This window comes from Acidobacteriota bacterium (assembly GCA_026707545.1).
Classification (GTDB): Bacteria; Acidobacteriota; Thermoanaerobaculia; order Multivoradales; family Multivoraceae; genus Multivorans.
In genome coordinates, this window is sequence record JAPOWR010000001.1 from 1,131,396 (window position 1) to 1,157,536 (window position 26,141).

Genomic DNA, 26,141 nt, shown 5'->3' on the forward strand with positions numbered 1-26,141 from the left:
GGTTCAGTCGGCCGGCGTCTTGTGGACCCGGCCCAGCCGCATGACGAAGCGGACGTCCTGAAGCCTCCTGACGTCCGCGATCGGGTCGCCCTCGACCGCGATCAGGTCGGCCGCCTTGCCGGCCGTGATCGAGCCGGTCCCTTCCCAGATGTCGAGCAGCTTCGCGGTGACGACCGTGGCCGACTGGATCGCCGTCATCGGCGCCATGCCGCCTTCGACCATGTAGAGGAACTCCTGGGCGTTGCTGCCATGGGGGCAGACGCCGCAGTCCGTGCCGAAGGCGATCGGCACGCCGGCTCGATGGGCCTTGGCGAACGTGTCCTGGATCACCGGTCCGATGGCGGCCGCCTTCGGCCGGATGATCTCGGGAAAGTAGCCGGGGACCGCCGCCTTCTCGGCGACGAAGTTGCCCGCCGAGATGGTGGGGACGAAGTACGTGCCGTGTTCCTTCATCAGCTCGAATGCTTCTTCGTCCATGTAGGTGCCGTGCTCGATCGTCGTCACGCCGGCCCGGATCGCCCGCTTCATCCCCTCGGCCCCGTGGGCGTGGGCGGCAACCATGAAGCCGTAGTCCCTGGCGGTGTCGACGATGGCCCGGATCTCCTCCTCCGTGAACTGCGGGTTCTGGCCGCTCTTGGCCAGACTGAGCACGCCGCCGGTGGCCGTGATCTTGATCAGGTCCGCGCCCTCCTTGTAGCGCTGCCGGACCGCCTTGCGGGCATCCTCGACGCCGTTGACGATGCCCTGCCTGGGGCCGGGGTCGCCCTGCAGGTCCGGCCTCATGCCGTTCGTCCGGTCGCCGTGACCGCCCGTGGTGGCCAGCGAAGCGGTAGCGGCGAAGATCCGTGGCCCGGGCATGTCGCCGCGGTTGATCGCGTTCCGCACCGCCAGGATCGCCGTCGTTTCGCCGCCCACGTCGCGGACGGTGGTGAAACCGGCGAGCAGCGTCCGCTTCGCGTAGATCAACCCCTTGACCGTCGCGTCCGCCGGGGTTTGCTGGAAGCGCTCGAGGTACGAGGCGGCGCCGGACTGCTCCGACGTCAGGTGGACGTGCATGTCCATCAGGCCGGGCAGGACGGTATGGCCGGACAGGTCGATCAAGGTGTCCCCGTCCGCCGGATCGGCGAATCCCTCCTCGACCGCCGTGATCGACTCGCCTTGGACGACGATCGTGTGCCGGCCGAGGACCTCGCCGGCTTCGACGTCGACCAGGGAGCCCGCGTGGATGACGGTGCGGCCGTCGGCGGCGAGAGTAGTCGCCGTAGTGAACAGGAGGAGCGCCGCTACGGTGAGGAAGGCGGCGATGGGGGATTGGGTGAAACGGTTCGTCATCGTCGGGTACTCCGTTGACTTGGAAGCGGGAAGGGGTCGCGAATGTAGCGCAGCACGGGATAGCAGCTACTGCTGGGCTAGTGCTGGCCGGACTGACCGGCGCGTGTCCTGCCGAACCGGCTGATGGTCCAGGTCAGGACGAAGCCGGCGACGGCGAGTGCCAGAGCCGTTGCGCCCTGTAGCGGTGCGGGGAAGGCGAGGTTCTCGAAGGGCCAGAGACCTACAACGGCTCCCAGCAGCAGTCCCATGAGCACTCCAAGCGTCGCCTGACGGAAGCGTCGCAGGGCGAACCGCACGGCATTGCTGATCAGCGTTGCGCCGACCGCGATGCCCACGAAAACGGGCAGCAGTACGTCTGCCGCTTCCATGACCGCTCGCGGGTCGAGACCGCTGAGTCCCGCCAGCACCTGGTCGATGGCGCCGAGAATCGGTTCGTACTGGCCGAGGACCAGGAGCAGGTAGGCGCCGCTCACACCCGGCAGAATCATCGCGGCAGCACCCGCCGCTCCGGCGACCGCGAGCAGGAACGGCCCGCTGCTGGTCGATTCCGCTGCAGTGGGGCCGCTTTGGAGCAGGGCGAGCCCGGTCATGGCGGCGAAGCCGCCGACCGCGCCGCCCCAGAACGCACGGACAGCCGGTTGAGCGAGACGCCAGACCAGCGGCAAGCCGCCCAGGGTCAAGCCGATGAAGGCGCTGTACGTGATCCAGCGGTGGTGCACCACGAGATCGCGCAGGGCACCCGCTAGAAGGAGGATCGCCAGACCTCCGGAGGCGGCGACCACTGCCAGCAGCAACAGCGGCTGAAGCCGCAACCGCAGCCGCGTCGTCAAGGCCACGGCCTCGATGAACCGGGGATAGATACCGACCGCGAGCAGCATGGTGCCGCCGCTGATTCCGGGCACCACGTTGGCGAGGCCCATCAGGACGCCGCCCGCGACCGCGCGCGGCGCCCAGGAAGCGGCGGAACTGCTCTGACTGCCGGCCATCCGGATGGAGTCTAAGGGCGCTTGGCGATCTCGTGCCGGATTGGACTAGCGTTGCGGCCATGACGGACTACGACTACGACCTGTTCGTGATCGGCGCGGGCTCCGGTGGCGTACGCGCCAGCCGGATGGCCGCCGGCTACGGCGCGCGGGTGGCGGTGGCCGAGGAACGCTACTTGGGCGGAACCTGCGTCAACGTGGGCTGCGTGCCGAAAAAGCTGCTGGTCTGTGCTTCGGCCTTCGCAGACCACTACCAGGAGGCCTCGGGATTCGGCTGGACGGCGGGGCAGCCGGCCTTCGACTGGGGCCAGCTCATCGCGAACAAGAACCGGGAGATCGAACGGCTCAACGGGATCTACCGCGGCCTGCTCGACGGTGCGGGCGTGGAGCTGTTCGAGGGCCGGGCGCGGCTGCTCGATCCGCACACGGTTCAGATCGATGCAGGTGGGGCGAGCGAGAGCCGGGTCACGGCGGATCAGATCCTCATCGCCGTCGGCAGTTGGCCGGACATGCCGTCGATTCCGGGCATCGAGCACGCGATCAGCTCGAACGAGGCCTTCTACCTGGAGCGCCTTCCGGAGCGCGTGGCGGTCGTCGGCGGCGGCTACATCGGCGTCGAGTTCGCGGGCATCTTCGCCGGCCTCGGTTGCGACGCGACGCTGATCTACCGCGGTCCGCTGTTCCTGCGCGGGTTCGACGAGGAGATCCGCAGTCATCTGGCCGAGGAGATGTGTGCCCGCGGCATCGAACTCCGTTTCGACCGCCAGGTGGAGTCGATCGAGGAGTTGTCGGGAAGTGGAGGCGACCGTCTGCGACTCAACCTCGACAACGGCGACCAGGTCTCATGCGGCGAGGTGCTCTACGCGACGGGACGCCGGCCCCTGGTCGCCGACCTTGGACTGGAGAACTGCGGCGTGGCGCTCGGCGAGCAGGGCGAGATCCTGGTTGACGAGTTCTCGCGCAGCAACGTGCCGAACATCTGGGCGATCGGCGACGTTACGGACCGCCTGAACCTGACTCCGGTCGCTATCCACGAGGCGATGTGCCTGGCCCGGACGCTGTTCGCCGGGGAGCCGACCCCGGTCGACCACGAAACCGTCGCCACGGCCGTCTTCAGCCAGCCGCCCCTGGCCGCGGTCGGTCTGACGGAGGAGGAGGCGGGGGCCCGCTACGACGAGGTCGACGTCTACCGGAGCCGGTTCCGTCCGCTCAAGCTGACTTTGACCGACAACCAGGAGCGCACCCTGGTCAAGCTGATCGTCGAGCGCTCCAGCGGCCGCGTGCTAGGCGCCCACATGCTGGGCGCGGACGCGCCGGAGATCATCCAGGGCCTCGCGGTGGCGGTAAAGATGGGCGCCACGAAGAACGACTTCGATGCCGCGATGGCGATCCACCCGACCTCGGCCGAGGAGTTTGTTACCTTGGCGTGAGGGCACGCATGAACATACGGAGATTCGTCCCGATTCTCGCGTTGGGAGTCTTCCTCGGTCTGGCCCCAATCCAGTCTACCGAGGTTTCCTTCTCGACAGACGAGCCGCGCCACAACCTGATCGTGCGCGTCGTACTTGTGACTCCAGACGGGCATGCGTACGACTTGCCGAACGGTGGGGGATGGCCGGCCGCCGTTCCCAGAAAAGAGAGCCAGGTTCTGAAGTTCTTCGAGGTCGCCATCTGGGAGGAGAGGAGGTCCATCCACTTCTACGAATTCGACGACGATTTCGACGATCGCGGGGGCACAGCCCACAGGGAGAGCTATGTCGTCATGAAGATGGACGGTATGCCCGGCCCCAACACGCCGGAAAGAAGCCGGTTCCTGCGGGATGCGTTCGCGACGTTCACTACCTACCTGACGGAGCGCTATCCCGATTCCGGCCATCACCTGATGTACAACGGACACGGTGGGCCCGGCGGTCGGCTCTTTGAGGTTCAGGTGACGTACTCCGATGCCTCGTCTCTCCTGGCGCACTGGGCCGGAGAGTTGGGCCGCCGCCTAGGCGTGGTCGACATGGGAGGTCCGTGCAACAAGGGCTCTTTCGCCGACCTGGAGAACTTCTGCCAGCACTCGCGGTACTACGTCGCATCGGACCTGCCCAATGGGGGTTACACGATGGATGACTGGACGATCGAGAAGTTCCGGGAGACAGATCCAGAGTCCCAGTACCACCGGCTGTTCGAAGAGAACGCGAGTCTGGAAGAGGTTCTGAGCGCACGCATCGACCTCCGGAGGCGTCTCTATGAGTACTCGCGAGCCAACATGACGACTTCGGAGATTCGGCAGGGCAACTACTTGTACTCCTGTTCTGCCTTCACCACCTTCGCCGTGGAGTTCTGGGAGTTCGTTCGGGAGAAGGGAGGGCGATACGCGGGGGGCGACGATCTGCATGACTACATGGTCGAGTACGGGGCGGACAGCTCGCTCTTCGCGGGTTTCGAGGATGTCTTCGTACGTCGCGCGGACAACCGGGACTTCTTCGACTGGGGGCCCGGAGCCAATGGCATGCTGATGCCCGGCCGCCTCCCGCTGGCGGCGCGGCTGGTGGCGCCGGCCATTGTCGAGGCGGGTGCCCCCGTGGCCTTCGACGGCAGTGGTTCGCTAAGCGCCCGGAGCTACAGTTGGGACTTCGGCGACGGCTACGGAATCGAGCATCCAAACGCCAATTCGACGCCGGTGCACAGCTACTTCAAACCGGGCTCGTACGAAGTTCGGCTCGAAGTAGCGCGCGGCGGAGACTGTGGTGAGCGGTTCTGCGAGTTCCACTCGGCAACAGCGGTGGTCGAGGTTGAAGCGGCTCCTTCGCCGCCGGTAGCCCGATTCGATCTGACCGGAGACTGTGATGAGGACCTGTGCGTTGTGAACAGCGGCGTCGCCGTGGCCTTGCGCGATCTGAGCAGCGGTACCGTGGAGACGAGGCACTGGGACTTCGGTGACGGAGTCACTTCGAGCGCGCCTGTTCCACGACATTCTTGGACGTCCCCCGGCTTCTATCGGGTCGAGCTTGTCGTGTCGGGTTTGGGCACGGAGTCGACGGCGAGCCGGGACATCCTGGTGCGGGCGAGCGATCCCGCAGGCACGTGCGAACCGAACCCTGAGACGCTCTGTCTACGGGACTCGCGCTACAGGGTCGAGGTGGATTGGCGGACCGGCGACGGCGGCCGTGGAAAGGGCACCGTGATCCATGCGGGAACGAACGATTCCGGTCTGTTCCGGTTCTTCGATCCCGAGAACTGGGAGATCCTGATCAAGGTGCTGGATGGCTGCGGCGTCAACGGCCACGTCTGGGTGTTTGGCGCCTCGACCACAGATCTGGGCTACGTGATTCGCGTGACGGACACGGTGAGCGGGGACGCGAAGGAGTACCGGAACCAGTCGGGAACGCCCGCGGCGGCGATCACGGATTCGAAGGCGTTTCCGGGTGGCTGCTGGAAGCACACTAGCTCACCGCGGTGAAGCTAGCCGTGGCGGCGGCTTGGTTCCGGCGGTTGGGGGCTCTCCGCAGCTCTGCTCAACCCGGACTTCGCCGGCGCTCGACCGCGTCGAGTACGTCGACTTCGAGGCGCGGTCCGCCCAGGTCGGCGATCTCGCGCAGGCCGGTGGGGCTGGTCACGTTGACCTCGGTCAGCCAGCCGCCGATCACGTCGATGCCGGCGAAGACGATCCCGAGCCGCACGAGTTCGGCGCCGATCGCCGCCGCGATCTCACGGTCACGATCGTCGACTTCCGTGGCGGCCGCCTGGCCGCCGACGTGGAAGTTGGCGCGCGATTCGCCTTCGGCTGGCACCCTGAGCACCGCGCCGAGCGCCTCGCCCTCGACCAGGATGACCCGCTTGTCGCCCTGCCGGATCTCCGGCAAGTAACGCTGCGCCATGATGTAGCGGCTTTCGTGTGCGGTGGCCGCCTCCAGAATGGCGCTGGTGTTCCGGTCGCCGGCCTTGAGGTGGAAGATGCCCTCGCCGCCAGCCCCGTCGAGGGGCTTGACGATCATCTCGCCGCCCATCTCCTCCTGGAAGGCGAGCAGCTCCGCGATGCGCCGGGAGACGCGCGCCGGCGGGCAAACGGCCGGGAACCGAAGCGCGAACAGCTTCTCGTTCGCGTCGCGAAGCGACAGCGGGTCGTTCACCACCAGGGTGCTCTTCGCCACCATGGAGAGCAGGTGGGTGGCGTAGAAGAACGCCATGTCGAAGGGCGGATCCTTCCGCATCCAGACGACGTCGAACTCGTCGAGAAAGGCGGCCCGGCCGGCCCCAATCTCGTACCAGGGTCCGCCGGAGACCGGGTCGACGGTGCGGGCGGGAATCACTTCCGCCCGCGGCCGGCCATCCGGGCCGAGTTCCAGGTTGTCGATCGTGCAGACGGCGAGTTCGTGACCCCGGCGATCCGCCTCGCGCAGGAACGCGATCGTCGTGTCCTTTTCCGGGTCGAGGCGCTCGATCGGATCGATGACGAAGAGGTGGCGCATCGCGCGGGAGGCAAGTCGAAGCGGGCCGCGCAAGCTATCACGCGGTCGTGCCGGCGGAATCGACGGCGCGGACCGTACAATTCGGCGCCGTGGCCCCGACCGATCCATGCTGGCTCTTCGGCTACGGCTCGCTGATCTTCCGCCCGGCGATCCCCTTCGTGGAGCGCCGGCCCGCTCGCGTCCGAGGCTGGACCCGGCGTTTCTGGCAGTGGTCGACGGACCACCGCGGCGAACCCTGGCGTCCTGGGCGGGTCGTTACTCTGGTGCCCGCGCTGGAGGACTGCTGCTGGGGCATGGCCTATCGTCTCGACGAATCGGACGCCGAGACCATCCTCGCCGACCTCGACATCCGCGAACGGGGCGGCTACGTCCGCATGGAGATCGAGCTTGAACTGCGGGACCCTGCCGAGCAGGCGTCGGACGTTTCGCCGGCGTCGCCACAAGTCGTGACGGGCCTCACGTACCAGGCCTGGCCTGGCAACCGGAACTACGCCGGCCCGGCGCCGCTCGCCGAGATCGCGGCTCAGGTCCTGGAAGCGACAGGTCCGAGCGGTACGAACGCCGACTACGTGCGGGCCCTCCACGCCGCACTCAATGCTCTCGGCCTCGAGGACCCGCACGTGGCGGCCGTGGCTGTCATGTGCCGTAAGTAGACCGCCGCAAACCGGCGCCGCCCTCCGGCCCCAGGCGGGCACGGTCCGCCGCAGCTCTAGCGTCAGTCGACGATCGCCTGCATCACGGCGTTCTGGAAGTCGGCGCGGAGCGGGCCGCCCGGTGTCTGCACCATCAGAACCGCTGTCAGATCCTCCCGCGGATCGACCCAGTAACTCGTGCCGAACGCGCCGACCCAGCCGAAGCTGCCGGTGGACCTGTGGTCGCCTCGCGCCGCGACGCCGTCGAGCACGACGTCCACGGTGAGTCCGAACCCCATCCCGACCGCCCCCGCCTTCTCGTACAGGTCGCCGACGTGGTTCGACCCCATCAGTTCGACGGTCCGGGAGCCCAGCAGCCGCGTGCCGTTCAGCTCCCCGCCATTGACCAGCATCTGGGCGAACTGAAGGTAGTCCTCAGCCGTCGACCAGAGTCCGCCGCCTCCCCCGTGCAGCGTCGTCGTGGCCAGCCATTCCGGCAGAGCCGGGCGGGGCTCGAGTCCGTCGGGGGTGCGAACGTAGAGGGTCACGACGCGCTGCCTCTTGTCCTCCGGCACGTTGAACGCGGTGTCTTTCATTCCCAGGGGCTCGAATACCCGTAGCCGCAGGAACTCGTCGAACGTGAGACCCGAGGCCACCTCCACGATACGCCCCAGCGTGTCGATCCCCGCCAGCCCGCTGTACGCCCAGCGGGTGCCCGGCTGGAAGTCGAGGGGGACCCCTCCCAGAGCAGCCGCCCAGTCCGCGACGGTGCCGGTCAGGTCGCGAGGAGCGATGCGTGCTGTCGCCTCGCCTGCCGCGCCGAAGCTGCCCAGGCCCGACGTATGGGTGATCAGATCGTGCACCGTGATCTCGCGCTTCGCCGGCACCGTGTAGATGTCGCCTTCCTCGGCCCCGGCGTCTGACCGCGGTATCGCGACCTTCGTGTGCTTGAACTCCGGAATGAAGCGGGACACTGGATCCGAGAGGCGGGCCTTCCCCTCCTCCACGAGCATCAGGACGGCGACGGCGGTCACCGGTTTCGTCATCGAGGCGATCGGGAAGATGGTGTCCTTGCGCATCGGTGCGTTTGCCTCGATGTCCTTCAGGCCTCGCGCCTCGAAGTGGGCGACGCGGCCGCGCCGCGCGACGACGGTGACAGCGCCTGAGATCTGCTTCGTGTCGATGGCGCGCTGGATCATCTCGCCGACTCGCTCGAGACGTTTCGCGGACAACCCCACGTCCTCCGGCACCCCGGCGGGCACCTGGGCTCCGGTCGTCGCGACCGCGAGCAGGAAGACGAGGACGAACGCCACCGGCCACCGCGGGCAGGCGCCGTCACGGGCACTGTTGGCGCGCACCGGTAACTCCTTCACTAGAGGATCAACCGACTCGAAGCCTATACGGCCGCGCTACGGTGCCATCGAGCCGGTGACGCCGACCGCGCGGCCGCGCGGATCGATCAGCACGCCGGGGTTCATCAGGCCGTCGGGGTCGACCGCCGCCTTGGCGCCGGCGAGTGCCCGGGCGAAGACGTCGGGGCGCTGGCGGTCGTAGCCGGCCGGCCGGTGGTCGCGGCCGACGGCGTGGTGGTGCGTCACCGTGCCGCCGGCGTCGACGACCGCCTCGTTCGCGGCGAGCTTGATCTCACGCCACTGGTCCGCGAGACGATCCCAGTCGCCCAGCGCCGAGAACGTGAAGTAGGGGGCGGGTCCGTCCGGGTAGACATGGGTGAAGCGGCAGGTGACGCGTCCCGGCCTGCCGGTCGCCTGCTCGAGGATCTCGGGGGTCCGGGCCATGATCCGGGCGTGGAAGTCGGCGAAGCGGTCCCAGGTGATCGCGGTCTCGAAGGTATCGCCGATCAGCCCCAGGGGCACGCCGACCTCCCGGAAGTAAGGCCCCTTGATGAAGGCGTCGCGCCAGGCCCCGGCGGCGCCCTCGCGATGGGACCGCCCGGCCGAGGCGCTGTGGTCGCCGCCGCAATCCGCCGTCAACTCAAGCGCCCGCTTCATCCACGCGTCGACCGGGTGATCGGCGGACTCGAAGCCGAGGACGAGCAGAGAGGTCGAGCCGTCGCCGGCGCCGGCGGTGGCGGTCTCCTGGGCGTCGATCAGGCGGCAGTTCGAGGGGTAGAGCCCGCTCTGGGCCAGCATTCGCACGGCCTCGGCCGCGCTCGCGTAGTCGGCGAAGTGGACTGCCGCCGAGCCGCGATACGTGGGCCGGTCCTGGAGCCGCATCCAGGCCTCCGTGATGACCCCCAGGATGCCCTCCGAGCCGATGACCATTCGGTCGGGCGAGGGCCCGGCGCCCGAACCTGGCAATCGCCGCGTTTCCATGGTGCCCTGTGGCGTGACCGTCGTCGTCGCCTCGACGAAGTCGTCGATGTGGGTGTAGAGGCTGGCGAAGTGGCCGCCCGAGCGGGTCGCGATCCAGCCGCCCAGGGTGGAGTGCTCGAAGCTCTGCGGGAAGTGACGCAGCGTCAGGCCGTGCTCACGGAGCTGCGCCTCGATGTGTGGGCCACGCGCGCCGCCCTGGATGCGCGCGGCCCGGCTCGCGCGGTCGACCTCGAGCACCCGGTTGAGCTTCATCAGATCGATCGTCACCGCGCCGGCATAGCTGTCGCCGACCGCCGGCTCGACACCGCCGACCACGCTCGAACCACCGCCGAAGGGGATCACCGCCGCGCCGGCATCGCCGGCCCAGTCGAGGATGCGGACGACGTCTTCCGTCGTCTCGGGGTAGGCAACGAGATCGGGAGGCTCCGGCACATCGCGCCGGAACATCCGCACCGCATCCGGGAAGGACTTGCCGTAGGCGTGGAGGAGGCGCTCGTACGGGTCGCTGCGGAACAGGGCCTCAAGCGATGCGGGCGGCGCCAGGCGGGGCGCGCGGAGGTCGAAGTCGCCGACCTGAGGAGTGCTTGCCCGAGGTTCAAGCGGGGTGCCGAAGCGCTCCGCAGTGCGGTCGCGGAAGGCGGCCGCCTCCGCCTGCGTGAGCCCCTGACCCTCGTACCCCCAACCGCAGAGCTTGCGTCTTGCTTCCGTCACCTCGTCCTCCTTGGGCGGTGCAGGATAGCGGAGGACTGAGGCCGACCATCTACCGCCCCGAAACTCCTCGCACGCTCGGTGTTTCGGCCCATCCCGTCCTCATCCTAGGGGCTGTGCCGTAAACTTGCTTCGCTGCGTTCTACGGCACAAGCCCCTAGAATCCCCGTCCGATGTCCTGGCAGCCCGAGGTCGACGAGATCGAACGCCGCCGGCGCCTGGCGCTGGATATGGGCGGCGAGGAGGCGGTGGAGCGCCAGCACGAGCGCGGACGCCTGACGGTGCGCGAGCGGATCGAGCGGATCGCCGATCCTGGCTCCTTCGTCGAGGAGGGCCGTCAGGCCGGGGCCGCCGAGGTGGACGAGGCGGGTCGCGTCGTCGCGTTCACGCCGGCGAACTACGTCGTCGGCTTTGCCGACGTCGACGGGGCTCGGGTGATCGTGGCCGGCGAGGATTTCACCCAGGCCGGTGGTTCGCCGTCGCCGGCCGGGCTGCGCAAGAGCATTTACTCCGAGGAACTCGCCCTCAAGTACCGGCTGCCCCTGGTGCGGTTCCTCGAGGGCGGCGGCGGCAGCGTGCGCGGCAGCGCGGGCCGTCAAAAGGGGGCGCCGAAGACGCCGCCGCGACCGATGGGAGAGCCGGTCTACTCACGGGCCCGCTTCTGGTCGATCGCCGAGATCCTGCGGACCGTGCCGGTGGCCTCGATCGGGGTCGGCGCGGTGGCCGGGTTTCCCGCGGCGCGCCTGGTCGCTTCCCACTTCTCGGTGATGACGCGCCACACCGCCCAGATCCTGATCGGCGGCCCGGCGCTGGTCGAGCGGGCGCTGGGCGAGAAGAAGACGAAGGACGAACTCGGCGGTTGGCAGGTTCACAGTCGCAGCGGCGTCGTCGACAACGTGGCCGAGGACGAGGACGACGCGATGGCGCAGGTGCGCCAGTTCCTGAGCTACTTGCCCTCGAACGTCGATTCGCTGCCACCGCGGCGCAAGGTGAGCGATCCGGCGGACCGCCGCGAAGAGCGCCTGCTCTCGATCGTGCCGCGTGACCGTCGCTTCCTCTACGACATGCGCGAGTTGGTTTCGCTCGTCGTCGACCGGGACAGCTTCTTCGAGATGACGGCGGGTTACGGGCCGTCGCAGATCACCGGCCTGGCGCGAGTGGACGGTCACACGGTCGGAGTCGTGGCCAACGACTGCAAGCACATCGGCGGGGCGATGGACGCCGCCGGGGCGCAGAAGTTCCGGCGCTTCGTCGAGTTCTGCGAGACGTTCCACCTGCCGATCCTCAGCCTGGTCGACGAACCGGGCTTCATGATCGGCTCGGAGTCGGAGGCGTCCGGCACGATCCGCTACGGCATGGAGGCGATCGCGGCGACCGTGCGGACGACCGTGCCCTGGTGCGCCGTGCAGATCCGCAAGTCCTACGGCGTCGCCGCGGCAGCGCACTACGGCCCGGGCGGTCGGGTGCTGATCTGGCCCTCGGCCGAAAGCGGCGCGCTGCCGATCGAGGGCGGCGTGGCGGTCGCCTTCCGGCGAGAGATCGCCGCGGCGCCCGACCCGGACAGGAAACGCGCCGAGCTGGAGGCCGAGTTCGCCAAGCGCCGCACTCCCTTTCCGCGGGCCGAGGGTTTCTCGGTCCATGATTTGATCGACCCCCGCGGCACTCGCGCCGAGGTGGTCAAGTGGCTGAAGCTGTCGGAACCGCTGCTCGCGTCGCGGGTGCGGTGAGGATCCTCAAGGAGGCCGGAGTGCCTGTGAACCGAAAGAAGAGAACGTCGGGTGCCACCCTAGCGGCGGGCCTGCTGCTCACCGCAACCGCGGCCGCCCAGCAACAGCCGATCGGCTACGAGGACACCCCGAAGCTGCCGGGATTGCCCTGGAAGGTGCACGACCCGAACCGGCCGGTGCCGCCGGTGGTCGCTCCGGGCGCCTCGTTCAGTGACATGGCGGCCGCTCCTGCCGACGCGGTCGTGCTGTTCGACGGCACGGACCTCTCGAAGTGGCAGAAGCCGAACGGCGACGAACCCGAGTGGAAGGTCGAGAACGGCTACATGGAGGTCACCTCGACCGGGTCGATCCGCACCCGGGACGAATTCGGCGACTTCCAGCTCCACCTGGAGTTCGCGACGCCGGCCAAGGTCGAGAGCAACAGCCAGGGCCGCGGCAACAGCGGGGTGATGCTCTACGGCGATTACGAGATCCAGATCCTCGACTCGTACGAGAACCGGACGTACGCCGACGGCCAGGCCGGGGCGATCTACGGCCAGACGCCGCCGATGGTCAACTCCTCGAGGGCACCGGGCGTCTGGCAGACCTACGACATCATCTTCGAGGCGCCGCGCTGGAAGGACGGCGAGCTCGTCAAGAAGGCGAACGTCACCGTGCTCCACAACGGCGTCGTCATCCATCACAAGAAGGAGTACATCGGCCGGACGGTCCACCGGCGGGTCGGCGTCTACGACCGGCCGCACGAGCCGCGCGGCTGGATCGGTCTCCAGGACCACCGGAACCCGACCCGCTTCCGCAACGTCTGGATCCGCGAGCTTCCGGGCTACGACAGCGGCGGCTGAGGCTGCGGTAGTCCTACTCTCTTGAAGATCTCCATCTTCTACCTGCCCTCGATCGGCTCCCGGGCCGACATCAAGCAGGGCATGGCCGGCCTGCGCGGCGATCTCTACGACCGCATGCTGGCCGAGGTCTCGGAGCAGGCCCGGCTCGCCGACGACCTCGGCTACGACTCGATCAGCTTCACCGAGCACCACTTCCACATCGAAGGCTTCGAACTCTCGAACAACCCGGTGCTGCTCGACCTCTTCGTCGGCATGCAGACGAAGAACATCCGGGTGGGGCAGCTGGGCATCGTGCTGCCGGCGAGGAACCCGATCCGCGTCGCCGAGGACATCGCGATGCTCGACCGGATGACCGGCGGACGGGCGAACGCGGGTTTCGCCCGCGGCTACCAGCGGCGCTGGGTCGATGTGATGGCGCAGCAGACGCACGGCATCTCCGGCGCCCTTCCGCACCGGCACGACGAGATCGACGCGACGAACCGGGCCGCCTTCGAGGAGTGTTTCCGGATCGTCAAGAAGGCCTGGACCGAACCGATGCTCGACTACGACGGCCGGTTCTGGAAGGTCCCCGTCGGCGGCCCGAAGGGCGGCACGCCGTGGACGCTCGAGGCGACGGAGCAGTGGGGCGCCGGAGTGGAGGACGGCGTGCTGCGCCAGGTGGGCGTGGTACCGAAACCGGTTCAGGAGCCGCATCCGCCGATCTTCCAGCCCTTCGCGTCGTCCGAGGCGAGCATCCGCTGGTGCGCGCGGGAGGGCGTGACGGCGATCCTGCCGCCGCTGCACCCGAAGCGGGAGCGGGCCCTGTTCGAACTGTTCGCGGAGGAATCCGGGCGGCCGCTGGGCGAGGGGATCGGCGTCCTGCGCGATGTCGTCATCGCCGAGTCGGACACCGAGGCGGAACGCCTGTGGAAGGCGAGCGGCGCCTTTTGCGGCTCCGCCTGGTTCGAGCCCTTCGGCTTCAGCCGGGGGATGATCGACCCGGACACGGGGGAGGAGTTCGACGACATGATGGGGTCAGGGATGGCCCTCGTCGGCACCGTCGACACGGTGACGCGGCAGCTCGAGACGCTGCGCGAGCGTCTGCCGGTGACCTGGCTCTACTTCTGGGCCTACAACGGCCTGCTACCGCACGCGCGGCTGATGTCGACGATCGAGCGTTTCGCCAACGAGGTGCTGCCCCGGGTGGAAGACGCGTAAGGCCGCCGCTTCGCGGCGCGTCCTCTGGCCGCCTGCGGCGGCAGCCGGCGGGGACGCCGGCGCACCCAGTGTGTTCAGTTAGGTTTCTTCTTCTTCGTCCTGCGTTTGCGCCGGGTCCTGAGCAGCAGGCCGTCCTCGAGCGACGCGCCGTCCTTCGCGTCGACGACGATCTTGCCGCCGTCGGCCAGCTTGCCGAAGAGGATCTCGTCGGCCAGCTTGCGCTTGATCTTCTCGTCGATCAGGCGGCGCATCGGCCGGGCGCCGAAGTCCGGCTCGTATCCGTGTTCGGCCAGCCAGCCGCGGGCGGCGTCCGTCAGTTCGATCTTGATGCTGCGGTCGTCGAGCTGGCCGCCGAGTTCGCCCACGAGCTTGTCGACGATCAGCCGCACCGAATCCATCTCGAGCGCCTTGAAGACGACCCAGGCGTCGATCCGATTGCGGAACTCGGGCGTGAACAGGCGCTCGACAGCCGGCTTCGAGGCGGCTTCGGCGGACAGCTTCGAGCGGTCGCCGAAACCCATCGGTTTCGTCGTGAGCTCCCGGCCGCCGGCGTTCGTCGTCATGATCAGGATGACGTGCCGGAAGTCCGCCTTGCGCCCGTTGTTGTCGGTCAGCGTAGCGTGATCCATGACCTGCAGGAGGATGTTGTAGACGTCCGGGTGGGCCTTCTCGATCTCGTCGAGCAGCAAAACGGTGTGCGGCGTTCGGCGGATCGCGTCGGTCAGCAGACCGCCCTGGTCGAAGCCGACATAGCCGGGCGGCGCGCCGATCAGCCGCGACACGGTGTGCTTCTCCATGTACTCGCTCATGTCGAAGCGGGTGAAGGCGATGCCGAGCACCTGGGCGAGCTGGCGGGCGAGTTCCGTCTTGCCGACCCCGGTGGGTCCCGAGAACAGGAAGCTGCCGATCGGCCGTTCCAGGGTGCCGAGGCCCGCGCGGCCCAGCTTCACGGCGGACGAGATCGAGCGGATGGCCTCGTCCTGGCCGAAGATGACCGCCTTCAGCTCCTCCTCCAGGTTGAGGAGAGCGTCGCGGTCGTCGCTGGAGACGGACTTCTCCGGGATCTTGGCCATCGAGGCGACGACGCGCTCCATGTCGACCGGGTCGAGGACGCTCTTGCGCTCCCTCGCGGCCACCAGGCGGTTCGCGGCGCCGGCCTGGTCCACCAGGTCGATGGCCTTGTCGGGCAGGCGGCGGTCGAGCAGGTAGCGGGCCGAGAGGTCGGCGGCGGCGTCCAGCGCGTCGTCCGCGTACTTGACCTCGTGGTGCTCCTCGTAGCGGTCGCGCAGGCCGCGCAGAATCTCCGCCGACTCCTCGATCGACGGCTCGTCGATCTCGATCATCTGGAAGCGACGGGCCAGGGCGCGGTCGCGGTCGAACGAGCCCTTGTACTCGGCATGCGTGGTGGAGCCGATGCAGCGCAGCTTGCCCGAGGCGAGGCCGGGCTTCAGGATGTTCGAGGCGTCGAGCGAGCCCGACGACACGGCGCCGGCGCCGACGATCGTGTGGATCTCGTCGATGAAGAGGATGTGTTCGGGCTCCGAGATGATCCGGTCGATCACCGCCTTCAGCCGTTGCTCGAAGTCGCCGCGATAGCGGGTTCCAGCGAGGAGCGCGCCCATGTCGAGCGCGTAGATCGTCACCCTGGAGATCAGCTCGGGCACGTTCCCCTCGTGGACGGCGAGCGCCAGCCCCTCGACGATCGCCGTCTTGCCGACGCCCGGATCGCCGACCAGGACCGGGTTGTTCTTGCGCCGGCGGGCCAGCGTCTCGCATAGCACGCGGACTTCGTCGAGCCGCCCGACCAGCGGATCGATGGAACCTTCGGCGGCACGCTCGTTCAGGTTCGATGCGAATTGCTCGAGCGGATCCTCGACTTCTTCTTCCTCGTCGCCTTCCGGGTCCGGCTCGACGCGCTGCGGGGCGGGAAGGCCGCTGCTCTGCTTGACCGTGCCGTGGGACAGGTAGCGGATGACGTCCAGACGGCTTACGTCCTGGCGCTGGAGCAGGTAGACCGCGTGGGATTCCTTCTCGCGCATCAGCGAAGCGATCACCGCGCCGGCGTCCAGTTCACTCTTGCCGGCGCCGTGTGCGTGCATGGCCGCCCGTTCGATGACCCGCCAGAACGCGATCGTCTGCTTGGGAGGCGGTTCGCCTTCGTCACCGGAGTGTGAGGCCTGCTCGGTGCTGTCGGTCTGCTCGCCCTCCGCCTCGACTGGCGCGGCGCCTGCCGACTCGTCCGCCGCATCGGCGGGGAGGACCGGCGGCAGGGTCTCCAGTTGCTGCTCCAGGAACTCCTCGAGTTCGCCGACCAGCCGGGGCAGACGGACGCCGACCGACTGCAGCGCCTTGGCGCCCACCGGGTCGGCGCACAGAGCGAGCAGCAGATGCTCGAGCGTGACGTACTCGTGCCGGCGTGACGACGCCTCGAGCATCGCCCGCCGCAGCGACTGCCGCAGGTCCTCGGTCATGTGCACGGAAGCGATGGCTGTACCTCCTTCGCCCGTCAGTTGACGTCGCCGCCGTCGTCTCCGCCGTCGCCGTCGCCACTGTCGCCGTCGCCGTCTCCCGTGTCGGGCTCGATCGTGCAGAGCAGGGGGACTTCGGCCTGCTGGGCCAGGCTACCGACCTCGGCCACCTTGGTTTCGGCCACGGAGAACGGGTAGAGGCCGACCACGCCGACGCCGTTCTTGTGGACGTAGAGCATGAGCCGCGAGGCGTCCGATTCGGTCATGTGGAAGACGTGCTGCAGCACGACGACGACGAACTCGCGCGGCGTGAAGTCGTCGTTGTGGAGCAGCACCTTGTACAGCCGGGGACGGGCCAGCTTGGTCCTGGTCTTCGTCTTCGTGAGGACCTTGCTGTCGCCCTGCTGGTCGTCTTCGAAGTGCGGCATGGCGTCTCGATTATAGGTTCCATGGGGAATTCCCGCGTTGGGTTTGGATGTCGTTCAGACCGCCTTCGTATACTGAGATGTGACGAACTGGCCGGTTGATGGACCGCAACCTCGTCGGGCCCGAGAAACCAGACTGGAGAACGACGATGCTCCGACTGCGCTTGAACCTGTCGATGGAACTCGAGCAGGAAGACGACGTTTGGGTCGCACTTTGCCCCGAACTGGACGTTGCGAGCCAGGGAGAGACGGTCGAGGAGGCGGCGGACATGCTGGACGAAGCCGTGCGTCTCTTCCTCGAAACCTGCCATGAGATGGGTACGCTGAGTGAAGTCCTCGCCGAGTCGGGGGTGACCATCGCGGTCGCCGGCGAAGCAGACGATGGGCCGGAGCCGGTAGACGTACCGATGGAACTCGTGATCGGTGCCCGGCAGGCAACGCAAGCTGACGCCCATTGAGCCGCGTCGCCTCGTTCGACTCTTTGAGAGAGACGGATGGCGCGAAACCGGGCGGGCCGGTAGACACATCACCCTGACGAAGCCCGGCTTCAAGCGGCCGGTCACCATCTCGTTCGGGCGAAAACCGATCAGCCCCGGCGTCATTCGCGCCAACATGCGCACCGCGGAGATGACCCGGAGGCGGTACTTCGAGTTGCTGGACGAGGTGTAGCCGGGAGCTTCCCCTTAGCCCAACTGACGTCGCTGTTCTCGCCACGCCTCGATTCCCTCGAGGTGTCGCTTCGCGTCGCGCTGCAGTGCCGCGCCGAGCAGCGAGTTCAGCTTCTCGTCCATGAACAGGTGCGAGCTGTAGACGGGTGCGGGCTCGAAGCCCCGGCTGATCTTGTGTTCTCCGCCGGCGCCGCCTTCGAACACCTGGACGCCGCGTTCGATGCACTCGTCGATCGAGTGGTAGAGGCAGACGTTGAAGTGGAGGAAACGGTGGTGCTCATGGCAGCCCCAGTAGCGGCCGTAGAGGTGGGTGTCCGAGCGCAGGTTGATGGCGCCGGCGACGACCCGGTCGTCGCGCTCGGCGACGACCAGCTCGACCTCGTTGCCGAGGTGGGTGAACAGGTCGGAGAAGAGCTCGCGATTCAGGTAGCGGCCGCCCCACATGTACCTGTCGCAGGTCGTGCAATAGAGACGGAACGCGGTCTCCGCCCAATGCTCGGGATCGGTTGCGATCTCCTGGCCGCGCACGGTGCGGATGGCGATGCCCTGGCGGGCCGGTTCGCGGCGCTCACGCCGGCACTGGGTGCGGCGCTTGGAGCGGAGCCTGGCCAGCCAGTCGTCGGGGCTCCCGTAGTCGTAGTTGTTCCAGTGGTACTGCACCATGACGCGCTGCGAGAGGCCGGCGGCGGCGAGGGCGGAGGCTTCCAGGGCGCTGTGGTACAGGACGTGGACGGAGGCCACGCCGACCTCCCGGGCGGTGTGGGCGGCAAGCTGGACGAGCAGCCTGGCCGCGACCGTCGGGTCGATGTCGGTGGCGACCAGGATGCGGCGGCCGGTAACCGGGGAGAAGGGCACGCCGACCACCAGTTTCGGGTAGAAGCGGCCTCCGACCGCCCGTACCGCGTCGCCGAAAGCCCAGTCCCGGGAAAAGTCGCCCATGCCGTCGTTCTTGATGTAGGCGGGGGCGGCCGCGATCAAGTCGTCGTCCGCGCCCCAGGCGGTGAGGTGAAAGGGCAGCCAGCCGCGATCGGGCGCCACGCAGCCGGTCCGTTCAAGCGCTTCGAGGAACGTCCAGGACAGGAAGGGGCGGTCGCCGGCACGGAGAAGACGGTCCCAGGCATTCCGCGGAATGTCCGTGATCGACTGGACGATCCTGAGTTCAATCTGCCGCTGTTCGCTGCGGTCTCCCGCCTGGGCCGCAGCATCGTCCATTCGGCGAGTCTTGCATGGCGGCCGCGACGCGCGGAGCGTCAGTAGCCGAGTGCCAAGCCGTCCTTGCGTGGATCGGAGGCACCGTAGAGCGTTCCGTGCCGGCCGACGCTGATCGCCTGGGCGCCGCCGAACTCGGCGCCGCCGGCGCTGCGAACGCGGTGCCCGAGCGCCGCGAGCCCCTCGACGGTTTCGGGCTCCATGCCGCGCTCGCACAGGAGGTCGAGGCCGGCCGTATGGCGCCACCGGGGACGGTCGATCGCCGCCTGGAGGGGAAGCCCGTGATCGTAGTGGTTGGTCAGGATCTGGACGTGTCCCTGGGGCTGGAACGGACCTCCCATCACGCCGTAGCAGAGCTCGAGTCGCCCCCGGTCCAGGACGATGCCGGGGATGATCGTGTGGAAGGGACGTTTGCCGGGGCGGTACGCGTTGGGGTGTCCGGGCTCCAGCGTGAAGCCGGCGCCGCGGCAGTGAAGCATGATCCCCGTGTCGCCGCCGGCGATCGCCGCTCCGAAGGGGGCGAACAGGGAGTTGATGAAGGAGGCGGCGTTGCCCTCGCCGTCGACGACGGCCAGGTACACCGTGTCGGAGCCCAACGCGGCGCCGGTCGGGATACCGCCGGGAGCGGCCCCGTCCGCCGCCCGACCGGGGTCGATCAGGCGGCTGCGCTCGCGGGCGTAGGCCTTGTCCAGCAACTCGGCGAGCGGAACGCCTCCGGAGCCCCGGAGCGGCTCGCTCTCCGGGTCGCCGACGTGGGCGTGGAGGTCGGCGTAGGCCAGCTTCTTCGCCTCGACCAGCAGGTGGGTGTGCTCGACTCCGGCCACGTCCATCGAGGCGAGGTCGAAATTCTCCAGCAGGTTCAGCATCAGGAGAACGCCAAGCCCCTGGCCGTTGGGGGGCAACTGGATGACCTCCCGACCGCGGTACATCGTGCCGATCGGATCGACCCAGGTCGATTCGTGGCGCCGCAAGTCCTCGAGCTCGAGAAAACCGCCGGTGCTGCGGGCATAGCGGACGATCTCTTCCGCGATCGGGCCTTCATAGAAGGCGTCGCGGCCGCCTTCCGCGATCCGCTGCAGCGATCGCGCCAGGGCCGGAGAGCGGAACACCGCGCCGAGTGCGGGCGCCTCCCCGTCGACCAGGTAGTGCTCGGAGGCCGCGCCGTCGCGGCGCAGCCGCTCAGCGCACGCCGTCCACATCGACTGGACCCGCTCGCTGACCGGGAAGCCCGTTTCGGCGGTTTCGATCGCGGGACCGAGCAGATCGGCGAAGCGAAGGCGTCCGAAGCGCTGGTGGGCCGTCTGCCAGAGATCGACCGCGCCGGGGACGGTCACTGCGGGCCACGAATCTGGATCGATCGCCGGTCCGGCGATGTCGGTTCGGTCCAGGGCCAGAGGTGAGCGGCCGCTGCCGTTGAGGCCCAGCAGCTCGCCGCGCCCGCCGTCGGGATCGGCCAGGTGGTAGAGCAGGAAGGCGTCGCCGCCGATGCCGGTCATCATCGGCTCGACGACCGCCAGCATCGCGGCCGCCGTGACGGCCCCGTCGATCGCCGAGCCGCCGGCCCGCAGCATGTCGAGCCCGGCCAGGGTGGCGGCGGGGTGGGAGGTGGCGACCATCCCCCGGCGCGCCATGACGACGCTTCGCCCAGCGCGATGGGGACTGGCCAGCCGGGGTCGGCCGGCGGCTCCCGTGGCCCTAGCGGAAGACGTCAAAGGTACGGTTGAACTTGACCGCGAGGCTACGGTCCGGCGTATCCAGGCCGAGCAGGCCGAACTCCGAGATCTCGTTGTAGACGACGAACAGCCCCCGGTTCGCCTCGTTCAGCCAACTGAAGCGGACGTTCGTGTTCACGCTGTGGGTCAGGTCGTTGTACTGGATCAGCGCCTGGAGGAGCAGGCTGGTGCTGAAGGCGTAGGTGACGCGGAGGCGCCCCAGGTGGGTCTTGAAGGCGCCCATGGGCAAGTCGATGTCGTTGTAGGACCAGCTCAGCTCGGAGGTCAGGTAGTCGCCGAGCCGGATGCTCAGGGACGGATCCAGAACGAGCTGGTTGCCGCCGAAGAAGCCGCCGCCCTGGATTCTGGTGAAGAGGCTCACGGCCCGGCCCCGGTTCGTGTTCATGAACAGGAAGAAGCCGTGGTCGTCGTACTCGCCGGCGGGTACGTGCACGATGCCGGCGAGCGTGAAGGGTTCGAGCAGTCCCTCGTAGCGGCCGCCGACGGAAAGGCTGATCTGCGCGCCGTTGCGAAACTCGACTTCGCCGCCGACGGAGTAGCGCTGGGTTTCCTTGTAGCCGTCGAAGTTCCAGAAGCCGTCGTAGAAGGCGCGCGGACCGAACTCCTTGACACGGCCCTCGCCGGCCGGGCGGAAGCGGCGCCGGATGTAGCCGTTGAACTGGCGGTAGCCGGAGCGGCTGAGGAAACCGACCTCGGGGTTGAAGTCCTCGCCGATCTCGGCATAGCCGAGACGCCAGCGCCAGAACGGGGAGCTGTATCCGCCGTCGAGGCCGAAACCATGGTCCCGGCCGGTGAGGCCGGGGGTCTCCGTCCGGGCCGCCCAGCCCGAGATGTCCGTGAATTGCCCTATTCCTATCTGGCCGTCGACGGCGTAGGTCCGGTTGTAGTCGCCGTCCGGCGCCAGCGAGCCGGTGCCCTGCCGGTTGACGACCAGCACGCCGGCCCTGCTCCGGTTGCGGTACTCGCGGCCGAGCCGCGCAACCGTGAAGTTGTTGCCGTGGACGTCCCCCAGGTCGTCTGTCTGCATGTTCAGGAAGCCGACGTTGAATCCGCCGGCCCTACCGGACAGGCGGGCGCCACCTAGGATCGGAACGGGCACACCGCCGCTCAGGCCGATCCGCCGGCTGAAGAAGAGCTCGGTGCCGCCCCGGAACGAGGACCGGCGGCCGACGCGGAAGAGGCCGGAGTTCTCGAGGAAGAACGGCCGTTTCTCGGGGAAGAAGAGGCTGAAGCGGTCCAGGTTGATCTGCTGATCGTCGACCTCGACCTGGGCGAAATCGGTGTTGACGGTGACGTCGAGCGTCAGGCTGGGGGTGACGCTGTACTTGAGGTCCATGCCGACCTCGCTGTCGTCGGCGCTGCCGTCCACGTTCTCGCGCCCCGAACTCAGGACGTAGGGAGTCAACTGCAGATTACGCTGGCGCGGCGGCTCCACGCCGACCAGGTGCCCGGCTTCCGACACCCGGAACAGGTCGTGCTGGCGGCCGAGGTGCGCCCAGAACGCGGTCTCGTTCTTGCGCCGGATGTTGCGTTCGAAGTTCAGGCCCCAGATCGCGCGGCCCGATCCGTACCGGAGACTGCGGAAGGGAATCGCCATCTCCGCGCTCCAGCCGAAGTCGCCGCTCAACGTCCGGACGGTCCAGGAGGTGTCCCAGTCCAGATTGGCGCCGCCGGAACTGAAGCTGCTGGAGGAACCGCCGCCGCGACCCTGGTTCGTGAACTGGCCGTCGTACTGGATGCCCGCGATGTTCGTGCCGAAGACGAAACCGTTCTGCCGATCACCGAAGGTGTCGAGAATGACCCGGAAGCTGTCCTCGTTCCGCAGCGAAGCATCGCGCCGGCTGTCGGAAATGGCCAGGGATGCCGCGTCCCGGTCGAAGCAGATGACAGCGACGTAGAGGTTGGCGTCGTCGAAGGCGATCCGCACTTCGGTCCGTTCGCTCGCCGGTTGGCCTTCAAACGGCTCCACCTGCTGGAAGCCGGTGCCGAAGTCGACATCGAGCCAGAGTTCTTCGCCGAGCACGTCGCCGTCGATCATGGGGGCCTCGGCTAGACGCTGGGCGCGCAGACGGGGACGATCGCTTTGCATCTCGACCTGGGCCGCCGCGACGCCGTCGCCGGCCGCAAGGAGGGCGATCAGCGCGAGAGCGCCGCCCGGAAGTGGGATTCGCGGCATCAGTTATGGCGGTGCTGGAGTCTCGTCTGCGGCGCGGTCGGTTGGCGGTTGGACGGCGGGAATCGCCAACTCCCGGGCTCGCCGGTTCAGTTCTGCAAGCTGCGGTCCGGTCAACTCGGAGACGGCCTCGAGGATCGGCAGGAGTTCGGCCTCGAGATCCTCGAAACGACGGCGCGCTCCGGCCGTCGGCCGGGCGGTGTTGCCGAAGACGTGAGTGTAGAGGTACGCGTACTGGTTGTCGATCCGGGGCTGGAAGTTCAGCGCGTCCTGGGAGACGCGGCTGCGCGACTGGATCAGCCGCTCGTCGAGTTCCGCGGCTCGTTCCAGGATCGCCTCGACGGCCGGTCTCAACTCCGAGGCGCCGGCCTCGTCGAGACGGCTCTCGAGGGCTCGGGCCTGTTCCCGGACGCTGCGCAGGCCGGCGATCGCGTCGTGGGTCGCGGTCAGCCGCGCCGACAACTGGTCGAGCATCGCGTACTGCTCCTCGAGATCGGCCTGGGAGATGTCTTCGAGCCGGGGGTCGGCGAGCACCTCGAAGGTCCGGCTGTCTACCCAGGCGTCCTCCTCAGGCTCCGCGTCGCCTTCTGTCCCCTCGTCGGCGCGGGCTACCGTGAGCGTTGCCCGGTAGATCCCCGGCGGCAGGTAGGGGCCGCCTGTGTACGACAGGGACATGATGGCGCCCTCGACCAGATGGGGCGCCTGGCCGCGCAGGTTCCAGACGACCCGGTTGAGGCCCTCCTTTGCCTCGAAGGACTCGATCCGTGGACGCTCGTCCTCGCCGGCTTCGATCTCCTCGCCTTCCGGCAACGACACGAAGCGCCGCAGAACCCGGTCGTTGCCGTCAGGCGAGATCGCCAGGTCGACCCGGCCCACCGGTTCGACGGGGAGGTCGAACCAGATCGAAGCGCCGTTGGCGAAGCCGCCGCCACCGCCGGGCCGGTCGATGCGGACCACGGGTTCGGGCGAGAAGAGCCGCGGCACATTGCGCACGGTGCCGGCAGCGACTTCCCGGGCGAGCTCGCGCACGGCGCCAAGATCGTCGAGCACCCAGAAGCTCCGGCCCTGGGTCGCCAGCACCAGGTCCGGGTTGCCCGCGTTGTGGTGAATCAGCAGGTCGGTGATCGGCGTGCGCGGCAGGTTCAACTGGAACGACTGCCAGGAATCCCCGCCGTCGAACGAGGCGTAGAGGCCGAACTCGGTGCCGGCGAAGAGCAGGCCGGAGGCTCCCGGGTCTTCGCGCACGACGCGCACGAAGTGGTCGGCCGGCAGACCGTCGGTCACGGTGGTCCAGCTCTCGCCGCCGTCGTCCGTGCGGAAGATGTACGGCGTGTAGTCGTTCATCCGGTAGCGGTACACGCCGACGTAGACGCGTCCCGGGTCGTGGTGCGAAACGTCGATCGAGTTGACCGTCCCGTCCGCCGGCATTCCCGTGGGCGTGACGTCGGTCCAGGTGGCTCCGTCGTCCCGGCTGACGTGGATGCGCCCGTCGTCGCTGCCGGCCCAGATCTCGCCCGCCGTCCGCGCCGACTCGGCGAGCGCGAAGATCGTGTTGTAGACCTCGACGCCGGTGTGGTCGTGCTGGACGGGTCCGCCCGGTACCCCCTGCTTCTCGTCGTCGTCGGTCGTCAGGTCGGGCGAGATCGTCTCCCAGGTCCAGCCGCCGTCTCGGGTGCGGTGGACGTAGTTCGAGGTGTGGTACACGACGTCCGGATCGTGCCGGGAGATGAGGATCGGCGCGTTCCACTGGAAGCGGTAGCGCAGGTCGCGGGGCGCCGTGCCGTCCTGCATCTGGGGGTAGAGAATCATGTTGCGGGCGGTGCCGCTCCGGTGGTCGTAGCGGTCGATGCGACCCAGGTAGTTGCCGGAGTAGACGAGGTGAGGCTGCTCGGGGTGGACGGCGATGTGGCCGCTCTCGGCGCCGGCCACTGAGTGCCAGTGCTGGGTCGGCGTCAGCTCGGGCATTGGCCGCGAGGGCACCGAGATCGTGCTGTTGTCCTGCTGGGCGCCGTAGATCCGGTAAGGGAACTGGTTGTCGACGGTGACCCGGTAGAACTCGGCGGTCGGCTGGTTGTTCTGGGTGGACCAGGAACGGCCGCCGTCCACGCTCACGTTCGCGCCGCCGTCGTTCGCCTGGACCATGATGTGCGGCTGCTCCGGGTTGATCCAGAGGTCGTGGTTGTCGGCGTGCGGCGTGCCCACCCGCTCCCAGGTGGCGCCGGCGTCCACCGACTTGAAGAAGCGGACGTTCGAGCCCCAGACCGTGTTCGGGTCCGCCGGATCGGCGTGGATGTGGCTGTAGTACCAGCCGCGGGTGAGCAGCTCCGGCTCGTCGCTCACCTTCTTCCAGGTGTCGCCGTGGTCCTCGGAGCGGAAGATGCCACCGCGGCCCTCCGCCGCGGTGATGATCGTCCACAGCCGGCCGCGGCGCGCCGGCGACGCGGAGACGCCGATGCGGCCGAGCACGCCGGTCGGTAGACCGCCCTCGAGGCGTTCCCAGGTGTCGCCGCCGTCCGTCGAGCGGAACAGGCCGCCCTCGTCGCTGCCGTCGATCAGCGTCCAGGGCTTGCGCTCGACCCGCCAGACCGCGGCGTAGAGGACGCGTGGATTGAAGGGGTCGAGTTCCAGGTCGGCGATGCCGGCATCGTCCGAGATGCTCAGCACGTGCTGCCAGGTCTCGCCGCCGTCCGTCGAACGGTAGACGCCCCGTTCCGGGTTGCTGCCGAAGATCTGGCCGAGTACGCCGACCCAGAGGACGTTCGGGTCCTCCGGATGGACGCGGACGCGGCTGATGGCGCCCGCCCGTTCCAGGCCGACGTGCTCCCAGGAAGCACCCGCGTCAGTCGAGCGGTACATGCCGTCTCCGATCGAGACGTTGCCGCGAGGACAGGCGGAGCCCATGCCAACGTAGATCACGTTCGGATCGCTCGGCGCCACGGTGACGGCGCCGACGGAGCCGGCCTTGAAGTCCCTATCGGTCAGGTTCTCCCAGGAGATGCCCGCGTTCGTCGTGCGCCAGACGCCGCCGCCGGTCGAGCCCATGTAGAACGTGTAGGGGTGTGACGGGTGCCCGGCGACCGCGGTGACCCGGCCGCCGCGGCTGGGGCCGACCAGCCGGAACTCGATTCCCTCGAAGGGGTCCGGTTGTTCCTGACTCCATGCCGTTCCGACGGCCAACACGATCGCCAGAAGCGCTGCTGCGTTCTTCAGGTCGATCATCGGCGCGTAGTCTACGCCTCCGCGACACAAGCCCC

General features: G+C 68.4%; 17 protein-coding genes and 1 pseudogene. 7 read left to right on the forward strand and 11 right to left on the reverse strand.

The window, feature by feature from the left end; all coding sequences use genetic code 11:
• Positions 1-3 precede the first annotated feature (3 nt).
• Positions 4-1,332: an amidohydrolase family protein gene (locus OXG83_04390; GenBank protein ID MCY3964259.1), complete on the reverse strand. Its 1,329-nt coding sequence runs from the start codon at positions 1,330-1,332 to the stop codon at positions 4-6.
• Positions 1,333-1,409: 77 nt separating this feature from the next.
• The gene (locus OXG83_04395; protein MCY3964260.1) at positions 1,410-2,318 is read right to left on the reverse strand and encodes a DUF368 domain-containing protein; all 909 of its coding nucleotides are present in this window, start codon (positions 2,316-2,318) and stop codon (positions 1,410-1,412) included.
• Positions 2,319-2,377: 59 nt separating this feature from the next.
• Here OXG83_04395 and gor point away from each other — a divergent pair, with 59 nt between their 5' ends.
• Positions 2,378-3,745 carry a glutathione-disulfide reductase gene (gor, locus tag OXG83_04400; protein MCY3964261.1) on the forward strand — a complete coding sequence of 456 codons (1,368 nt, stop codon included), beginning with the start codon at positions 2,378-2,380 and terminating at the stop codon, positions 3,743-3,745.
• A gap of 8 nt (positions 3,746-3,753) precedes the next feature.
• The gene (locus OXG83_04405; protein MCY3964262.1) at positions 3,754-5,763 is read left to right on the forward strand and encodes a PKD domain-containing protein; all 2,010 of its coding nucleotides are present in this window, start codon (positions 3,754-3,756) and stop codon (positions 5,761-5,763) included.
• Positions 5,764-5,818: 55 nt separating this feature from the next.
• On the opposite strand, the gene gshB is transcribed toward OXG83_04405, so the two are convergent.
• Positions 5,819-6,772 (reverse strand): glutathione synthase, encoded by a 954-nt coding sequence (gshB, locus tag OXG83_04410; protein MCY3964263.1) that lies wholly within the window; start codon positions 6,770-6,772, stop codon positions 5,819-5,821.
• A gap of 89 nt (positions 6,773-6,861) precedes the next feature.
• Here gshB and OXG83_04415 point away from each other — a divergent pair, with 89 nt between their 5' ends.
• A complete protein-coding gene (locus OXG83_04415) occupies positions 6,862-7,425 on the forward strand; it encodes a gamma-glutamylcyclotransferase (GenBank protein MCY3964264.1) in 564 nt (187 codons plus the stop codon).
• A gap of 62 nt (positions 7,426-7,487) precedes the next feature.
• On the opposite strand, the gene OXG83_04420 is transcribed toward OXG83_04415, so the two are convergent.
• Entirely contained in the window at positions 7,488-8,762 is a 1,275-nt protein-coding gene (locus tag OXG83_04420) for a serine hydrolase (protein ID MCY3964265.1), read from the reverse strand.
• A 51-nt stretch (positions 8,763-8,813) separates the two neighbouring features.
• Positions 8,814-10,448 (reverse strand): FAD-binding oxidoreductase, encoded by a 1,635-nt coding sequence (locus tag OXG83_04425; GenBank protein ID MCY3964266.1) that lies wholly within the window; start codon positions 10,446-10,448, stop codon positions 8,814-8,816.
• A 170-nt stretch (positions 10,449-10,618) separates the two neighbouring features.
• Here OXG83_04425 and OXG83_04430 point away from each other — a divergent pair, with 170 nt between their 5' ends.
• From OXG83_04430 to OXG83_04440, 3 genes are read left to right on the forward strand one after another with little or no spacing between them, the layout of a single operon-like run.
• The gene (locus OXG83_04430; GenBank protein ID MCY3964267.1) at positions 10,619-12,172 is read left to right on the forward strand and encodes a propionyl-CoA carboxylase; all 1,554 of its coding nucleotides are present in this window, start codon (positions 10,619-10,621) and stop codon (positions 12,170-12,172) included.
• A 26-nt stretch (positions 12,173-12,198) separates the two neighbouring features.
• Positions 12,199-13,014 (forward strand): DUF1080 domain-containing protein, encoded by an 816-nt coding sequence (locus tag OXG83_04435; protein MCY3964268.1) that lies wholly within the window; start codon positions 12,199-12,201, stop codon positions 13,012-13,014.
• A gap of 21 nt (positions 13,015-13,035) precedes the next feature.
• Positions 13,036-14,211, forward strand: a complete 1,176-nt coding sequence (locus OXG83_04440) for an LLM class flavin-dependent oxidoreductase (protein MCY3964269.1) — start codon at positions 13,036-13,038, stop codon at positions 14,209-14,211.
• A 74-nt stretch (positions 14,212-14,285) separates the two neighbouring features.
• Here OXG83_04440 and clpA read toward each other — a convergent pair whose 3' ends face one another.
• Positions 14,286-16,682, reverse strand: coding sequence for an ATP-dependent Clp protease ATP-binding subunit ClpA (gene clpA / locus OXG83_04445; protein MCY3964270.1), 2,397 nt, complete (start codon positions 16,680-16,682; stop codon positions 14,286-14,288).
• A gap of 95 nt (positions 16,683-16,777) precedes the next feature.
• Positions 16,778-17,107: pseudogene (locus OXG83_04450) on the reverse strand (ATP-dependent Clp protease adaptor ClpS).
• 146 nt (positions 17,108-17,253) lie between these two features.
• On the opposite strand from OXG83_04450, the gene OXG83_04455 reads away from it, so the two are divergent.
• Entirely contained in the window at positions 17,254-17,562 is a 309-nt protein-coding gene (locus OXG83_04455) for a type II toxin-antitoxin system HicB family antitoxin (protein ID MCY3964271.1), read from the forward strand.
• A 225-nt stretch (positions 17,563-17,787) separates the two neighbouring features.
• On the opposite strand, the gene OXG83_04460 is transcribed toward OXG83_04455, so the two are convergent.
• The 4 genes from OXG83_04460 to OXG83_04475 all read right to left on the reverse strand — a co-directional run bounded on the left by OXG83_04460 (position 17,788) and on the right by OXG83_04475 (position 26,106).
• Positions 17,788-18,984 carry a GNAT family N-acetyltransferase gene (locus tag OXG83_04460; protein MCY3964272.1) on the reverse strand — a complete coding sequence of 399 codons (1,197 nt, stop codon included), beginning with the start codon at positions 18,982-18,984 and terminating at the stop codon, positions 17,788-17,790.
• 38 nt (positions 18,985-19,022) lie between these two features.
• Complete coding sequence (gene ggt / locus OXG83_04465; protein MCY3964273.1) at positions 19,023-20,612, reverse strand: gamma-glutamyltransferase; 1,590 nt, start codon at positions 20,610-20,612, stop codon at positions 19,023-19,025.
• A gap of 64 nt (positions 20,613-20,676) precedes the next feature.
• Positions 20,677-22,890, reverse strand: a complete 2,214-nt coding sequence (locus tag OXG83_04470) for a DUF5916 domain-containing protein (protein ID MCY3964274.1) — start codon at positions 22,888-22,890, stop codon at positions 20,677-20,679.
• A gap of 3 nt (positions 22,891-22,893) precedes the next feature.
• A complete protein-coding gene (locus OXG83_04475; protein ID MCY3964275.1) occupies positions 22,894-26,106 on the reverse strand; it encodes a glycosyl hydrolase in 3,213 nt (1,070 codons plus the stop codon).
• Positions 26,107-26,141: the final 35 nt, after the last annotated feature.

Coding starts and splice junctions, on each gene's coding strand:
- ggt (MCY3964273.1), bottom strand. CDS start 20,612: ATGGCGCGCCGGGGGATGGTCGCCACCTCCCACCCCGCCGCCACCCTG.
- OXG83_04475 (MCY3964275.1), bottom strand. CDS start 26,106: ATGATCGACCTGAAGAACGCAGCAGCGCTTCTGGCGATCGTGTTGGCC.
- OXG83_04390 (MCY3964259.1), bottom strand. CDS start 1,332: ATGACGAACCGTTTCACCCAATCCCCCATCGCCGCCTTCCTCACCGTA.
- OXG83_04405 (MCY3964262.1), top strand. CDS start 3,754: ATGAACATACGGAGATTCGTCCCGATTCTCGCGTTGGGAGTCTTCCTC.
- OXG83_04455 (MCY3964271.1), top strand. CDS start 17,254: ATGCTCCGACTGCGCTTGAACCTGTCGATGGAACTCGAGCAGGAAGAC.
- OXG83_04470 (MCY3964274.1), bottom strand. CDS start 22,890: ATGCCGCGAATCCCACTTCCGGGCGGCGCTCTCGCGCTGATCGCCCTC.
- gor (MCY3964261.1), top strand. CDS start 2,378: ATGACGGACTACGACTACGACCTGTTCGTGATCGGCGCGGGCTCCGGT.
- gshB (MCY3964263.1), bottom strand. CDS start 6,772: ATGCGCCACCTCTTCGTCATCGATCCGATCGAGCGCCTCGACCCGGAA.
- OXG83_04395 (MCY3964260.1), bottom strand. CDS start 2,318: ATGGCCGGCAGTCAGAGCAGTTCCGCCGCTTCCTGGGCGCCGCGCGCG.
- OXG83_04430 (MCY3964267.1), top strand. CDS start 10,619: ATGTCCTGGCAGCCCGAGGTCGACGAGATCGAACGCCGCCGGCGCCTG.
- OXG83_04460 (MCY3964272.1), bottom strand. CDS start 18,984: ATGGACGATGCTGCGGCCCAGGCGGGAGACCGCAGCGAACAGCGGCAG.
- clpA (MCY3964270.1), bottom strand. CDS start 16,682: ATGACCGAGGACCTGCGGCAGTCGCTGCGGCGGGCGATGCTCGAGGCG.